Annotated in this window: 15 protein-coding genes; 9 read left to right on the top strand and 6 right to left on the bottom strand. The window is 52.1% G+C overall.

Features of this window, described 5'->3' with window-relative positions:
* Window positions 1–2: 2 nt before the first annotated feature.
* The 3 genes from K0335_RS16710 to ypdA are packed head-to-tail and all read right to left on the bottom strand — an operon-like array spanning window position 3 to window position 3318.
* The gene (locus K0335_RS16710; RefSeq protein WP_219393938.1) at window positions 3–860 is read right to left on the bottom strand and encodes an AraC family transcriptional regulator; all 858 of its coding nucleotides are present in this window, start codon (window positions 858–860) and stop codon (window positions 3–5) included.
* 11 nt (window positions 861–871) lie between these two features.
* The gene (gene ypdB, locus K0335_RS16705) at window positions 872–1606 is read right to left on the bottom strand and encodes a two-component system response regulator YpdB (protein WP_001295458.1); all 735 of its coding nucleotides are present in this window, start codon (window positions 1604–1606) and stop codon (window positions 872–874) included.
* A 14-nt stretch (window positions 1607–1620) separates the two neighbouring features.
* The gene (ypdA, locus tag K0335_RS16700; protein WP_000544359.1) at window positions 1621–3318 is read right to left on the bottom strand and encodes a two-component system sensor histidine kinase YpdA; all 1698 of its coding nucleotides are present in this window, start codon (window positions 3316–3318) and stop codon (window positions 1621–1623) included.
* Window positions 3319–3694: 376 nt separating this feature from the next.
* Here ypdA and alaC point away from each other — a divergent pair, with 376 nt between their 5' ends.
* A complete protein-coding gene (gene alaC / locus K0335_RS16695; protein ID WP_219393937.1) occupies window positions 3695–4933 on the top strand; it encodes an alanine transaminase in 1239 nt (412 codons plus the stop codon).
* Between the two features lie 63 nt (window positions 4934–4996).
* Here alaC and ypdK read toward each other — a convergent pair whose 3' ends face one another.
* Both ypdK and lpxP read right to left on the bottom strand, forming a co-directional pair.
* Complete coding sequence (gene ypdK, locus K0335_RS16690; RefSeq protein ID WP_010723117.1) at window positions 4997–5068, bottom strand: membrane protein YpdK; 72 nt, start codon at window positions 5066–5068, stop codon at window positions 4997–4999.
* 351 nt (window positions 5069–5419) lie between these two features.
* Window positions 5420–6340: a kdo(2)-lipid IV(A) palmitoleoyltransferase gene (lpxP, locus tag K0335_RS16685; RefSeq protein WP_219393936.1), complete on the bottom strand. Its 921-nt coding sequence runs from the start codon at window positions 6338–6340 to the stop codon at window positions 5420–5422.
* 378 nt (window positions 6341–6718) lie between these two features.
* Here lpxP and K0335_RS16680 point away from each other — a divergent pair, with 378 nt between their 5' ends.
* On the top strand, window positions 6719–6961 hold the full coding sequence (locus K0335_RS16680; protein ID WP_000639417.1) for a YfdY family protein: 243 nt from the start codon (window positions 6719–6721) through the stop codon (window positions 6959–6961).
* Window positions 6962–7086: 125 nt separating this feature from the next.
* On the opposite strand, the gene hpaX is transcribed toward K0335_RS16680, so the two are convergent.
* Entirely contained in the window at window positions 7087–8460 is a 1374-nt protein-coding gene (gene hpaX, locus K0335_RS16675) for a 4-hydroxyphenylacetate permease (RefSeq protein WP_001000078.1), read from the bottom strand.
* 298 nt (window positions 8461–8758) lie between these two features.
* Here hpaX and K0335_RS16670 point away from each other — a divergent pair, with 298 nt between their 5' ends.
* From K0335_RS16670 to K0335_RS16640, 7 genes are all read left to right on the top strand, one after another.
* Complete coding sequence (locus K0335_RS16670; RefSeq protein ID WP_000100015.1) at window positions 8759–9232, top strand: MarR family winged helix-turn-helix transcriptional regulator; 474 nt, start codon at window positions 8759–8761, stop codon at window positions 9230–9232.
* A 331-nt stretch (window positions 9233–9563) separates the two neighbouring features.
* Window positions 9564–10685 carry an amidase gene (locus K0335_RS16665; RefSeq protein ID WP_104919538.1) on the top strand — a complete coding sequence of 374 codons (1122 nt, stop codon included), beginning with the start codon at window positions 9564–9566 and terminating at the stop codon, window positions 10683–10685.
* 105 nt (window positions 10686–10790) lie between these two features.
* Window positions 10791–11918, top strand: a complete 1128-nt coding sequence (locus K0335_RS16660) for an acyl-CoA dehydrogenase family protein (protein WP_104919537.1) — start codon at window positions 10791–10793, stop codon at window positions 11916–11918.
* A gap of 20 nt (window positions 11919–11938) precedes the next feature.
* Complete coding sequence (locus tag K0335_RS16655; RefSeq protein WP_000081594.1) at window positions 11939–12289, top strand: hypothetical protein; 351 nt, start codon at window positions 11939–11941, stop codon at window positions 12287–12289.
* 10 nt (window positions 12290–12299) lie between these two features.
* Window positions 12300–12812, top strand: coding sequence for a nuclear transport factor 2 family protein (locus tag K0335_RS16650; RefSeq protein ID WP_001088016.1), 513 nt, complete (start codon window positions 12300–12302; stop codon window positions 12810–12812).
* Between the two features lie 11 nt (window positions 12813–12823).
* Window positions 12824–14125, top strand: coding sequence for a Rieske 2Fe-2S domain-containing protein (locus tag K0335_RS16645; RefSeq protein WP_001149807.1), 1302 nt, complete (start codon window positions 12824–12826; stop codon window positions 14123–14125).
* The gene (locus tag K0335_RS16640; RefSeq protein WP_000186926.1) at window positions 14125–14604 is read left to right on the top strand and encodes an aromatic-ring-hydroxylating dioxygenase subunit beta; all 480 of its coding nucleotides are present in this window, start codon (window positions 14125–14127) and stop codon (window positions 14602–14604) included. The genes K0335_RS16645 and K0335_RS16640 overlap by 1 nt, the downstream gene beginning before the upstream one ends.
* Window positions 14605–14606 lie beyond the last annotated feature (2 nt).

Genomic DNA, 14606 nt, shown 5'->3' with positions numbered 1-14606 from the left:
CGTTAGCCCTGAAAACGGGCGCTGTACTCTCCCGGCGTCAGGCCAAACTGACACCGGAAGACGCGACAAAAATAGTCGCTGTCCGGAAAGCCGCAACGCTGCGCCACTTCATGAATCGACAGATGATATTTCTGCAAAATCATCCTCGCCTTCGCCATTCGCACCCAACGCACATATTCGATAAAACGCATTGTTCCATGCTGCGCAAACAGTTTTGACAGATGATTGGGCGTGATATTAAAAAACTGCGCCACGCTCTCGCGCGTGAGCGGCTGGGCATAATTATCCTGAACCCAGTTACAAATGCTGTGATAGAGAAAATCGCCGCGCGGCTGCGAATTGCCCGGCGGCATATTCACCACGTTGCGGCAAAGATGCAGCAAACTTAACACCAGCGGCTGAATGATATTCTGCTCCAGCGGCGAACGGCTAAGATGGGTGAGGGCAGTAAGCATTGCTTCACCTTCGCCGCGTTGCAGGCTGGGAAGTTGGATCTGGCGAACCGGATGCAACAACGACGTGGTGCGGCTATCGTAATACGATAAACCAAGCCAGGTCGGCGCGAACACCAGACTTAACAGCATCACCAGTTTGTTGTTGACCGGTAAATTAGCCGCGCGCGCTGGAATAAACAGCATTTCTCCTTCCACTATATGTTGCTGCTTTGCTTCCAGCAGATTGCCGTATTCGCCGCGTAGCACGATATCCAGACGGGGAAAATCAATACATAAACTGCCCACTGGCAATGAGGCGGGCTGGCTGGCAAACCAGACGCGCCCAAGGAGTTGCGGGTTAAGCACCAGGCCGCTGAACAGATCGGCGAAAAATTGTTGATCGGCGGGCAAGCCTGTTGCTTTCATGAAAATCCTGATTACAGATGCATTAACTGCCTGAATTCTTTTACTTTGCTACGGCTGACCGGTACTTCAAAATCCAGATCTTTCAGTCGCAGAATGTAGGTGTTATTAAACCACGGTTCGATTTCGCGGATTTTGTTCAGATTGACACAAAATGAGCGATGGCAGCGGAAAAAATGTGACGGCGGCAGCTTGCTGCAAAACTCAGTAATGTTCATTGGCATTACGTAGGATTCACGCCGCGTATAGACAAAGGTCATTTTCTCGTGCGCTTCGGCGTAATAGATATCGTTAATGGGCGTGACGATGATTCGCTCATCTTTCACCAGATTAATGGTGTCATTCTCACGCGTTACCGTTGCGGCAGGCGTACTGCTGGTTTGCTGTTGCTGCCAGGCTGCTTCCAGCTTTTGCAGCATTCCTGTAATGCGTGATTCCTGATACGGTTTGAGAATGTAGTCAAACGCCTCCAGCTCAAACGCTTCTACCGCATGTTCTTTCCACGCAGTGATGAACACAATAAACGGTTTATGGGCAAACTGGCTGATGTTTTGCGCCAGCAACACGCCATCCAGCGACGGAATATTGATATCCAGAAAAATGGCGTCGACGCGGTTATGCTGCAAAAACTTCAACACGTCCAGACCATCGTCAAAGGTGCCGACAATCTCCATCTGGCTGTGCTCTTTAATCAGCCAGCTCAGTTCCTGTTGTGCCAGGAATTCGTCTTCAACAATGATGACTTTCACAATATCACTCCGGCTCAAAGCAATAACGTAGCCTGTGAGGCGACTGGGGTGCGTTGGTTAGGAATGTAAAACGCAATTTCCGTTCCTGGTTCCAGGCGGCGGATATGCAGCCCCTCGCCATACAATAACTTCACGCGATGATGGACATTCAGCAGGCCAATTTTATTGCCCGGCATTTCGTTCGCTTCGACCCGCTCAATGACTTTTGGATCGATGCCGTGCCCGGTATCTCGCACCGCAATGCGTACCCGATTACCGCACTCTGCAACGCTGATGGTGACAACGCCTTTACCTTTGCAAGGCTGAATACCGTGGACAATGGCATTCTCCACCAACGGCTGGATCAGCAGGCTGGGAATGCAGCAATTCACCTCTTCATCAATATCATAGATAACCGTCAGCTTGTCGCCAAAGCGGGCCTGCTCAATGGCAATATAGTCTTTAATTTGGTACAGCTCTTTTTTGATATCGATTTGCTCATCGTCTTTTAATTCAATGTTATAGCGCAGATAACGCGACAGATTAAAGATTAACTGGCGAGCGGTATCCGGATTCAGACGGATCGACGATGAGATAGCATTCAGAGCATTAAACAGGAAATGGGGATTAATTTTGCTTTGCAGAGCGCGAAGCTCTGCCTTATTTGCCATTTCACGTAGCTGCTCGGCGCGTGAAACCTCCAGTTGGGTGGAGATGATTTGCGACAGACCGACCGCCATTTCCTGTAATGACGAGGTGATCTGATGCGCGTGGCAGTAGTAAATTTTCAGCGTCCCGGTCACGACCCCTTTCTCCCAAAGCGGGATCACCAGCATCGAGTGAATTTCCGGTGTACGGTGGGCTTCATCATTGTTTTTGATAATGATTTTTCCGTAATTCATTGCCTGACGCGTTGTTGGGCTAATGAAATCATCGCCATTCTGATAGTTGTGTTCCCCTACGCCAACATAGGCCAGCACATGATCGGTGTTGGTAATCGCCACCGCATCGGCGTGAATATCATCGCGGATAATTTCACAAACTTTGCGTAATGACTCGCTATTGACATGGCGAAACAGCGGCAGCGTTTTGTTGGCGATATCCAGCGCCAGCTTGGCCTGCCGCGCGGCGCTGGCCTCTTTTTCGCCCTCAACGCTTTGTACCAGCAACACAATAAAGCCGATACAAACGCTGCCGAGGATCATCGGAATCCCGATTTTGGAGACGATATCAATCCCCAGTGCAGTGGTGGGTGCCCAGACAATCACCAGAATCATCGTCAACGTTTCACATAACATGCCACCGAGAATACCGACGCGCCAGCGCTGTGCTTTGGGGATTTTCAGGTTGATCCAGCCTGATATGCAACCCGCGAGAATACTGGTGATAAAGCATGGGATTGCCGTCACGCCGCCGATGTCAATTAAATAACGGTGAATACCCGCAATCACACCGGTAATGATGCCTACCCACGGGCCAAATAGAATTCCGCCTGACATCACCGCGATAATACGCACATTAACCAGCGAGCCTTCTACGGGTACGCCGGACCAGGTGCTGAACAGGGCGAACAGCGAGAAAATGGCGGTAACGGCGAGCAGCTCTTTTGGGGAGTGCGCCGACTTGTGCAACAGTTCGCGAAACAGGCGGATACGGATGAGAAAGAACAGGCAGATAAGCATTAACGCTGCCCGATCGAAGACCGCCAGCAGCATGTTGAATATTTCGTGCACGGGTGACTCTGAATAAGGATTAAACCTCTATGATAGGTAACCTGAAGGCTGATGACCAGCAGGCCGTTTTTGAGGAAAAACCACAATTTTAAAAGGGGATTGAAAGATAAATGGTGTATTAGCAATGCATCTCTTGATAATGCACATCTAATTAGTAAATTTATTGAAATTATAATGTTAATGAAATGGGTGGTAATTTTCTTGTTAGCGTAGATAAATTTCCTGTTTTTAAAGCGGAGTTCCTCATTTAAAGCCATTGATAAAAATGTTCTAAAACGCTGGACAGACAGAAATTAATCAGGCTATTTTCAAAACAGCCACCATCGTGGCAGCGTCGCTCGGACGGTCCGGGCGCTCACGTTAATCTGAGGAAATTATGGCTGACACTCGCCCTGAACGTCGCTTTACGCGTATTGATCGTCTCCCACCCTACGTTTTTAACATTACCGCTGAACTGAAAATGGCTGCGCGTCGGCGCGGCGAAGATATTATCGATTTCAGTATGGGTAACCCGGACGGTGCGACCCCGCCGCATATCGTCGAAAAATTATGTACGGTGGCCCAGCGACCGGACACGCATGGTTATTCCACCTCGCGTGGTATTCCGCGGTTACGTCGCGCCATTTCCCGCTGGTATCAGGATCGTTACGACGTCGAGATCGACCCGGAATCAGAGGCTATCGTCACCATTGGCTCGAAAGAGGGGCTGGCGCATCTGATGCTGGCGACGCTGGATCACGGTGACACTGTACTGGTGCCTAATCCAAGCTACCCGATTCATATTTACGGCGCGGTGATTGCCGGAGCGCAGGTACGCTCAGTGCCGCTGGTGGACGGTGTCGATTTCTTCAACGAACTGGAACGCGCTATCCGTGAAAGTTATCCGAAACCGAAGATGATGATCCTCGGCTTCCCGTCGAACCCAACCGCGCAATGCGTGGAACTGGAATTCTTTGAGAAGGTTGTAGCGCTGGCGAAACGCTACGATGTATTGGTGGTCCATGACCTGGCCTATGCCGATATCGTCTACGATGGCTGGAAAGCGCCGTCAATTATGCAGGTGCCGGGTGCACGAGACGTGGCGGTCGAGTTTTTTACGCTGTCGAAAAGCTACAACATGGCGGGCTGGCGTATCGGCTTTATGGTCGGCAACAAAACGCTGGTTAGTGCGTTAGCACGTATTAAAAGCTATCACGATTACGGTACTTTTACGCCGTTGCAGGTGGCGGCTATTGCGGCGCTGGAGGGTGATCAACAGTGCGTTCGCGACATTACCGAACAGTACAAACGCCGCCGCGATGTACTGGTTAAAGGGCTGCATGAAGCGGGCTGGATGGTCGAAATGCCGAAGGCTTCGATGTATGTCTGGGCGAAAATCCCTGAACCGTATGCTGCCATGGGCTCGCTGGAATTTGCCAAGAAGCTGCTTAATGAGGCGAAGGTCTGTGTCTCACCGGGAATTGGCTTTGGTGACTACGGCGACACCCATGTCCGCTTTGCGCTGATTGAAAACCGCGACCGTATTCGTCAGGCCATCAGAGGGATTAAAGCGATGTTCCGCGCTGACGGTTTACTGCCCGCCAGCAACAAACATATTCACGAAAACGCAGAATAACGCCTTCGCCAGAAATGCAAACAGGAGCCAGATGGCTCCTGTTTTTCGTTTCGCAGTTTGCTTTTAGATCATCAGGGCAAAAGTACCGGCCCAAACGATGACCATAAAAGAAATGCCCATAAAGAAATATTTCACTTTCATCTCTCCGCGTAGTGATTCATACGCCTAAATGAATTTATTGACCTGATTATAGAGAGCTGACGCCGAACATTATGAACTCAGGAAAAATCTGCGATTCACAGTGGGCATCACCTCAGAATTCTGAGCTTATCTGCTCCAGACGGCGCTAATTTACGCCTAAAACTGAAACGAGACAAGTGGCATTTTCTCATTTACTTTTAGTAACTTACAGGTGTCGTGATTCGGCGACAGATTAATTTCACGGGGGAATAATTTGCCTTAGGGGGATGAAAAAAATGCGCCTGTAAAACCATATTTAAATCATGGTTATAGGCGCATTTACACTGTTCTTTGAATAAAACGTACTCAGACGTAGAGTGACGTTTCTCCAAGAGGGCGAGTTTTGAAACGGCGATGGATCCAGAGATATTGCTCTGGAGCACGCATGATTTCACGCTCAATAATTTTGTTCATGAAGGCTGCCGCTTCACACTCATCAGCCGGATAACCTTCCATTTCCGGGGTAATAAACAGGCGATAACCCAAGTTATCGGTCTTTCTCACCATCGTCACCGTCAGCATCGCAGCACCAGATAAACGTGAGAGAACAAACGTACCATTAGTGGTGGCAACATTTTTGACGGCAAAGAACGGCGCGAAGGAGCTGCCTTTTGGACCATAGTCTTGATCAGGGGCAAACCAGACGGCTTCGCCTTTTTTCAATGCGCCAACGATGCTACGCAAATTGTTTCTGCTAATCATCGCTTTATTTGAACGCATCCGGCCACGAGTTTGTACCCACTCCATTAACGGATTGTTGTGTGGACGATACGTTGCCATCATCGGCTGGCACAGTCCCATTACGCGACCGCCCAGTTCCAGTGACATAAAATGCACACCGACTACCATTACTCCGCGATTATGCGCCTGAGCACGTTGTAAATTTTCCAGACCGTCAACATCAAACCATTTACGCACCCGGTGATCTGGCCAGAACCAGGCCATCCCCGTTTCCAGAAGCGCCATTCCAAGTGAACGGAAATTTTCATCAATCATCTTTTCTCTGTCGTCTGATGAAAGATTTGGGAAGCACAGTTGCAAGTTTTTACGGGCGATAGATTCACGACGTTTGAGAAAAGGGCATGCGAGAGTACCGGTACGCGTACCGAGTGCACAAAGAACGGGATAAGGCAACTGAACGAGAAGCCACAGGACGCCAAGACCAAACCACGTCAGCCAGTAACGTGGGTGCAAAAATTTGCGGGAAAACTGACTTTTAGGAAACATAAACACCTTCTGAGAACACGGATTGTTGTATCGCAGAAGATGTAATGTCCGCAGCGGTACACTCAGTTTATTGGGCCATCATGTACGACAATGGTTCCTGCAAAGAGTGTAAAGCTACGTCAGGATAAAACCACGAGGGGCATGAATGCGAGTGCGCAATATATCATCAATGACGCATTGTAAGCCACAGAAAATCAGTCAACGGGTGTAAATGCAGTTGCTACAAAAGGCATAAAAAACAGGCGTTACCAGTGAAACTAACGTACTTATCGATGACAGCGATATCTAAATTGCTGCGATTTGAGATATGTCTTAGACTGAAATGAGTAGGAAAGGTAACAGCTTACGTGAATCTTAGTTCGGACAGGAGGGATGGCTATGATCTATATCTGGGCTTTTCTGGTGGTCAGTATCTTATGTGTCAGCGGCTATATAGGCCAGGTACTGGGATGGGCTTCAGCAATCAGTTCACTCATCGGGATGATTATTCTCACTGCGATGATTTATTATTTCACTTCCTGGGTTACCGGCGGAAATGAAATTGTCACTGGCATTTTCTTGTTTCTGGCCCCAGCATGTGGGTTGATGATTCGGTTTATGGTCGGCTACGGTAGACGTTAATGCCAGAGCGACGGCATTGTTACTTGTGCCTGTTATGTTAATCGTAATTTATTGAAATGCCGGATAAGACGTTAACGCCGTATCCGGCAAGAAGAAACATATCTGTTCTTTGAATTCCCGGTGTTTTATAGCGCTAAGCTTTTTTTGACCGCCATTCTTTTCATCGGAATAAAGGCAACCACCACTGCGCCGAGCACGAGGAATGCGGCGACCATATAGATACCCGCGTTAAAGCTACCGGTGATATCTTTCATCCATCCCATCAGCAGCGGCCCCAACGCCGCGCCGGTCATCCCGGTGGCGTTAATCACCGCAATCCCCAGCGCACGCGCCTGAACCGAGATAGACTGGTCCGGCGTGGTCCAGAAAATTACCATCGCGGCAAATGCCCCGGCAGATGCCATCACGATACCGCTGAATTGCAGCATCGGGTTGCTGCTGGTGGCAGTAAGTATCCAGCCAGCAGCTGCAAAAAGATAAGGTAACAGGGTGTGGAATTTACGTTCATTTAAGCGGTCGGAACGCTTGCTCCACCACACCATGCCGACAATAGTGCACACTTGCGGAATGGCACTAAGCAAACCAATGGTGATGTTATTACTTTGCTGATTAAAACTCTGCAAAATAAGCGGTGTCCAGACACTTAATGCGCTGAGAGTATTCGTCAGGCAGAAATAAGCCAACGTGTAGAGCATAATGACCGGAGTAAATAATTCCCGCAACATACTGCGCTGCGACATCATACCGACGCTGGCATTTTGCCGCGATTGTTGAATTGCCCGTTTATCCGCTTCCATCATTTCATTAAGGCAGGCTTTATCGTCGTCGGTCAGCCATTTGGCTTTCGCCGGAGAATCATCCAGCCAGAACCATACTACCAGACCTAATAATACAGATGGAAAACCCTCCAGCAGAAATAACCACTGCCAGCCTTTCAGGTTTAATAAACCGTCCATATTCAAAATATAGCCTGATGCCAGTGAACCTAATGCCATCGTTACCGGCATCGCTATCATAAACAAGGCGTTAGCACGGGCGCGGTACTGCGACGGGAACCAGTAGGTTAAATAGAGCAGCAGCCCTGGCAGGAAGCCTGCTTCGGCAATCCCGACCAACATTCGCAGTACATAAAGGCTATTTGGTCCTGTGGCAAACATTGTCGCCGTGGAGGCAATCCCCCAGACAACCATTAATACGGCTATCCAGCGTCGGGCACCGACAATACCCAACATAATATTGCTGGGTATCCCACAAATCACATACATCACATAAAAAAGTGTCGTCGCCAGGCCGAACATTGTACTGGTTAATCCTAAATCTTTGCCCATTGTTAAACCGGCAAAACCAATATTAATTCGGTCGAGGTAAGAGAAAACAAATAAAATAAATAAGAAAACAATTAATCGGCGGAATAACTTTTTTATTACCGCTTGTTGACGTGGATCCAGTGCGTCCTGAGTACTGGAAGGCGGCGATAATACGCTCGAAGAGTCATTCATGTCGGGCTCCACAATGCAATGTAATATTATTTTGTTAGCAGGCGAATCTTTATCATGCTCAGGATTATTTGCTTAAAACTGGCTATCCGAACACGTGCGCTAACCTATAGGTAACAGCTCAATAAGGTGTCAATAGAATCTGTGAAAAATGAGTCGAATTTGTTATGTATGTTGTATTTTGTGAATCATATGGTGAATTGAGATTCATTGATGGCACAAGGTCGTTGTAATGATGCTATAGCGCACACTTATAACCCGGTATACTCAGCGTATTGACGTCTATTTCTCCAGGAAGCCCATGAGTTCAGTCAAAAAAACAGCGGATGTACAGAGTGCAGATGCGGCTTTTCATCGTGAAGAGTTCCCGTTTTACTGGATTGTTAACGTCTACGCGCGTTACACCCAGGTGATGGAAGTGACGTTGAAAAAGGTGCAGCTCGACGTTTCTCGCTTTCGGGTGATGATGATTACCCATCAGTACGGTAAGGCCAGCATTTCGCAAATTTCGGAATATGCGATGGCGAAAATGCCGACCGTCACCAAAATCGTTGGTCGTCTGCGCGATGACGGCATGGTGACAACCGCCAGCAGCGAACAGGATGCCCGTGTTACCGAAGTGATGCTTACCCCAGCCGGAAAAGAAAAAATCGAAGAAGCGCACCGCCTGGCACAGAAAGTTTTCGAAAAAGGGTTCAAGGGGATGACGTCTGCACAGGTGGAAAAAATGAATCTGTCGCTGTCGAAAGTGCTCGGTAACCTCAACGAACTCTAACCTCACAGAGCGATCATTAAGATTTGTGATCGTGCTAAACTTTTCTTATAACTTGCTGTTAATACTATAGTTAATTCTTATGTGTCGCCCTGGGTTTTCATGGCGATATTTATAACTCCTGCTCTTTTTTCTACGCTAATTCATCAACATAACCAATAGCCATAAACATAAAATGGTTATCATTTTGTTGTTGCAATGTAAAATTAACGTGAAATATTACTTGAATATTCACGTAAATCTCTCATGATTGATTTATCGCCATTCAGGGTAAAAAAGCAGCAATAACTGTTCGCCTGAATGTGATTCACTTTTTCTGGTCAAGGTGTCAATCATGAAGCCAGTTTTTGAGAGCAATGGTTTTGTCGAGGAGTTCACGCTCGGCGCGGGCGAACTGCGGTTCGCCGTCAAAGATACGCTGGATATCGCCGGTCGCCCGACACGCGCCGGATGCCCGGCACTTGCTGACGCGCCGAAAGCGAAACAGCATGCCCGCATCGTCAAGGTGCTGCTCAACAGCGGCTGCCAGCTGACGGGCAAAACTACCCTGCACGAACTGGCGTTTGGCGTCACCGGGATCAACCCGTGGAGCGGCACGCCCGTTAATCCTCAATACCCCGCGCTGATTCCCGGCGGTTCGTCGAGCGGCTCTGCAACCGTCGTCGCCAGGGGCGATGTCGATTTCGCCCTCGGCACTGACACCGGAGGTTCCGTCCGAATGCCCGCCGCCTGCTGCGGCGTGCTGGGGCTGAAACCGGGCTACGGCGTGCTCAGCCGACAGGGCGTTTTACCTGCCTACAGCTCACTGGACTGCGTTGGGATTTTTGCCCGCGAGCCGCGCATTTTACGTGACGTGCTGACCCGGCTGGCGTTACCGGTTGATGCGCCGCTGGATTCTCTGCCCGCTATCGGTTTTATCTTTGCCGCTCAGCCGGACATTGACGCCCTGCTGGTGGATACGCTGGAAGCGTTGGGGATTGCCGCAAATAGCGTGACGCTTCCTCTGCTGGGCGAAGCGCATCGTGCCGGGCTGACCATCATCAACCGGGAAAACTGGCTGGCGTTTAATGCGCTGCTGGCGAGCCACGCGGTCTCCCCGGACGTTGCCAGCCGTATTCAGGCCGGAGAATCCATCACCAGCGACCAGCTCGCCAGTGCGGAAAACGTGCGCGCACAGTTCACCGCTCAGGTGAATGCCCTGTTGGAAGACACACCGCTACTGGCGCTGGCGACGCTGCCGGAACTGCCGCCGACGCTGGAAGAGGCGGAAGATCCGCTCAGCGTGGTGAATCTTACGCGGCTGGTGCGCCCCTTCAATCTCAGCGGTCATCCGGCGCTATCGCTGCCGATGGGCGAACTTCAGGGCCGACCTGTCGCGCTACAGTTGGTGGCAGGCTTTGGCGAAGAGGGGCTTCTCGTCCAGGCCGCCGAGTGGCTGATGCTCCACCGCCTCTGACGTTTATCGCGCCGTAAAACCGTCAAACCGACCACTCAATGCCATTCAGGCGTTGCGGCATCGTGCACCTTTTTGCCGCCCGCCCACATTATTCGGGAGTCAGCTATGTCCGTCGTACATGTCCGTGAAGAGCTTGTTCCGTTATTGACCGAAGTGACCGCGCGCAGCGCCGATTTCGAGCGCCAGCGCCATGTTTCAGACGACATCATCAGCCGCTTTAAACAGGTAGGCGTCTACCGTGCGCTGGTGCCGAAAATCTACGGCGGCGACGAGTGTTCTCCGGCGCAGTTTTGCGAACTGATTGAGCAAATCGCCACCGCAGATGGCTCGGCAGGCTGGGTCGCCAGTTTTGGTATGAGCCCGTTTTATCTCGGCGCGCTGCCGCCGGATACCCTGAAAGAACTCTACCGCAATGGCCCAGATGTGGTGTTTGCGGGGGGGATCTACCCGACGCACAAAGCACAACTGGCCGATGGCGGCTATCGCGTGAGCGGTCGCTGGTGCTTTGCCAGCGGTAGCATGGGCGCATCGGTATTTGGCGTCGGTATTCAGCCGGAAGGGGAGAACGCGCTGCCGCGCATGGCGGTGCTGCCGCGCGAAAGCATTCATATCGACCCGGTGTGGGATACGGTCGGGCTGGCGGGCACCGGCAGCCATGATTTGCTGGTGGATGACGCGTATGTGCCGCAGGAGTGGACCTTTATTCGCGGCGGTGCGCTGAACCTGGAAGGCCCGCTGTATCGCTATCCGGTGCTGTCGCTTGCCACGCAGGTGCTGTCCGTTGTGGCGCTGGGCGTGGCCCGTGCGGCACTCAATGAAATCTATCAGATTGCCCATCGTCAGCAGTCGGTTACCGGCGCGCCGCGCCTGGCCGACCGACCGCAGGCGCAAATGCAAATCGCCCGTTGTGAAGCAGAACTGCGCTCGGCGCGCGCCTGGTTTTACGAGGCCATTGATGACGTCTGGCAGCGTCTGCTTATCGGTAATGAGCCGGGCCAGCAGCAGGTCAACGCCCTGCGGCTTTCTTCTACGCACGTCACCCGTGTGGCGGCAGACGTTACCCGTCAGGCGCTGGCACTCAACGGGATGGGCGGCGTCACCATGACCAGCCCGCTACAGCGTTATGTGCGCGACACGATGGTGATTACCCAACATGCCTTTATGGGCGACCTCTCGTACCTGAACGCCGGTACGGTCTTTTTCGGCGGCAAACCGCTGCCGGGTTATCTCTGAATTTCTGAAAGGAGCAACAAATGAGCCAGAACACATTACGCGTGCTGTTTTGTATCGGTGTGAACCAGAACTTTTTCGATGCCACGCCGGCGGAAGCCAAACAGGTGTGGGGCGCGTTCGGCGTGATGATGAAAGGCATGGAAGAGACGCCGGGCATCCGCGTCATCGGCAACATGGATGATGACCAGTTGATGGTCGGCCCATCGACCACCGCCCCGTGGACCACCTACGTGCTGGCGGATGCCGACACCCTGGAAAGCGTGGCGGCGGTCTGCAACCTGTTCCGCACCACGCCGGTCGGTGAAAGCAAGCTGTGGAAGTACTGCAAGATTGAAGCGCGCGTGGGCCGCGAACTGATTATTCAGGGTTAAGGAGCGGGCGATGAACTCACAGGATGCGCAGCGTTTGCAACAGCTTGAAGACCAGCAGGACGCGCGGGTATGCATCAGCAACTATATGCGCCTGTGCGACCAGCTTGAAACCCCGGCGACCGTGCGGGCGATTGGCGCGCTGTTTACCACCAATGCCTGCTGGGAAGGCGTGGGCGAACCGTATGCCACACGCCTTGGCAGGCATGTCGGACGCAACGCCATTGAAAGCATGATGGCCGGATACGTCAAAACGCCCGCGCATTTTGCGATGAACGCCCATTTTTTGTGCTCGGAAGCCCTTATCCAGCAGCCGGATGGCCTGCTTTTCGGGCGCTGGCTGATGCTGCAAACCTCCAGTTTTACCGCCGGAGGATCGCATCTCAATGCGGCGGAACTGAACGTGGAGTTTCGCCGCGAAGCCGGTGTGATGCGAATGCACCATTTCACGACGCGCAATCTGTTCAGCAGGCCAGTTGACCACTGGCACGCCGCAGATGTGCTGCCTGTACCTGACAATAAATAGAGAGTCGAGCGATGCAGTGTGATAACCAGATCCCCGTTAAAAATATCGAAGCGAATGTTCCCGATTGCGCGGAAATCGCCGCGCTGGTGCAGTCTGACCGGGTGCATACCTCACTTTATAATTCCGAGACCCTGTTCAACCTTGAGCTGGACAGGATCTTCAGCAAAACCTGGGTATGGGTGGCGCATACCAGCGAAATCCCGGATACCGGCAGTTTCAAAACCACCGAGATCGGCACACAGCCGGTTATTGTCGTGCGCGACCGCAAAGGCAACGTGCATACGCTGCTCAATCGTTGCCGTCACCGCGCCGCCACCGTGTGCGAACACCGCACCGGCAAAACCAACAGTTTTGTCTGCCCGTATCACGGCTGGGGCTACGCGCTGGACGGCAGCCTGCGCGGCGTGCCGCACCCGGAAAGCTATGCCGATCAACTGGAAAAAGGCGAGCTGGGGCTGGTGTCGCTGCGCACCGAACAGTACGCCGGCATGATCTTCGCCACCTTTAATGAGCACATCGAACCGCTGGAAGATTTCCTCGGTGCGGCGAAAAAGTGGATGGATCTGTTTATGAAGCAGGGCGCGGGTTATCCGATTAAAACCGGCCCGGCGCACCGTTTCCGCTTCCCCGGCAACTGGAAGATCCAACTGGAAAATACCACCGACGGCTATCACTTCCCGGTTGTTCACCGCTCGTTTTTAAGTTCGGTCGATAAGCAGACCGAAGAGATGCTCAACTTTGTTGACGGCAGCGGCTATGTGGAAGATCTCGGCAACGGTCACAGCGTGATGGTAATGATCCCGGAACTGGTGGATCTGGAAGCTAATCTTGATGCGCCAATCCCGGAGCGATTTGTTGCGTTGGCCGACGAATTGCGTAAAGACCACGATGAAGATCAGGTACGTCGCATTGTGCGTGCAGTCGGCGGTTCCGGCTTTAACCTCAACATTTTCCCGAATATTGCCTGTTCAATGGCCTTCTTCCGCGTGCTGCAACCTGTCTCGGTGCATGAAACTGAAATTCACCATGCGGTGATCACCATGGACGGCGGCCCGGAAATTGCCAACCAGGCACGTCTTCGTCTGCACGAGCACTTCCAGGGGCCGATGGGTTTTGGCACGCCGGATGACTCCGAGGCGTGGGAGCGCGTGCAGCGCGGGGCAACGGCGGGCAACGACCTGTGGATCATGCTTAACCGCGGGCTGGCGGGTGAATACCGCAGTGATGACGGCCTGCGTAGCGACGTGAGCGCTGAAACGGGGATGCGCGCGGCGTATCAACAGTGGAAAAAACTGATGACGGAGGCGGAATAATGACGCCAGATACGGTTCTGATTTCCGCAATGGAAATAATCAATCTCGAAGGCGACTTGCTCGATCAGGGCGAGTTCAATGCCTGGCTGGAGCTGTGGCAGCGCGATGGCCTGTACATCGTGCCGATCGACCCACAGGAGACGGATTTCAAAAATACCCTCAACTACGCCTGCGACGATCACGAAATGCGCGAGCGTCGGGTGAAACGCCTTTACAGCGGTGAGTCAATCTCCACCACGCCGCGTGCCCGCACGCTGCGCACGCTCTCACGCTTCCGTTTGTTGGATAGCGAGGGTGAGGAAATCGTGGTGCGCGGCGCGCAGTCGCTATGGGAACACCGCAAAGGCTACAGCCGTCACTACGCGGCGGATATCACCTGGCACCTGCAACCGCAGGGCGACAAGTTGCTGATTAAGCAAAAGGTGATTCGTCTTATCAACAGCGACGATGTGCTGCACAGCATCGGCTACATCCTGTAAGG

This window comes from Escherichia sp. GZ89 (assembly GCF_019366485.1).
Taxonomy (GTDB): Bacteria; Pseudomonadota; Gammaproteobacteria; order Enterobacterales; family Enterobacteriaceae; genus Escherichia; species Escherichia fergusonii.
The sequence above is the reverse complement of the archived record's forward strand: the minus strand, read 5'-3'. Positions and strand labels throughout refer to the sequence as shown.

What these genes read in the sequence shown, in the direction of transcription:
- K0335_RS16710 (WP_219393938.1), bottom strand. Translation starts at nt 860, where the DNA reads ATGAAAGCAACAGGCTTGCCCGCCGATCAACAATTTTTCGCCGATCTG.
- alaC (WP_219393937.1), top strand. Translation starts at nt 3,695, where the DNA reads ATGGCTGACACTCGCCCTGAACGTCGCTTTACGCGTATTGATCGTCTC.
- lpxP (WP_219393936.1), bottom strand. Translation starts at nt 6,340, where the DNA reads ATGTTTCCTAAAAGTCAGTTTTCCCGCAAATTTTTGCACCCACGTTAC.
- K0335_RS16680 (WP_000639417.1), top strand. Translation starts at nt 6,719, where the DNA reads ATGATCTATATCTGGGCTTTTCTGGTGGTCAGTATCTTATGTGTCAGC.
- hpaX (WP_001000078.1), bottom strand. Translation starts at nt 8,460, where the DNA reads ATGAATGACTCTTCGAGCGTATTATCGCCGCCTTCCAGTACTCAGGAC.
- K0335_RS16670 (WP_000100015.1), top strand. Translation starts at nt 8,759, where the DNA reads ATGAGTTCAGTCAAAAAAACAGCGGATGTACAGAGTGCAGATGCGGCT.
- K0335_RS16665 (WP_104919538.1), top strand. Translation starts at nt 9,564, where the DNA reads ATGAAGCCAGTTTTTGAGAGCAATGGTTTTGTCGAGGAGTTCACGCTC.
- K0335_RS16660 (WP_104919537.1), top strand. Translation starts at nt 10,791, where the DNA reads ATGTCCGTCGTACATGTCCGTGAAGAGCTTGTTCCGTTATTGACCGAA.
- K0335_RS16655 (WP_000081594.1), top strand. Translation starts at nt 11,939, where the DNA reads ATGAGCCAGAACACATTACGCGTGCTGTTTTGTATCGGTGTGAACCAG.
- K0335_RS16650 (WP_001088016.1), top strand. Translation starts at nt 12,300, where the DNA reads ATGAACTCACAGGATGCGCAGCGTTTGCAACAGCTTGAAGACCAGCAG.
- K0335_RS16645 (WP_001149807.1), top strand. Translation starts at nt 12,824, where the DNA reads ATGCAGTGTGATAACCAGATCCCCGTTAAAAATATCGAAGCGAATGTT.
- K0335_RS16640 (WP_000186926.1), top strand. Translation starts at nt 14,125, where the DNA reads ATGACGCCAGATACGGTTCTGATTTCCGCAATGGAAATAATCAATCTC.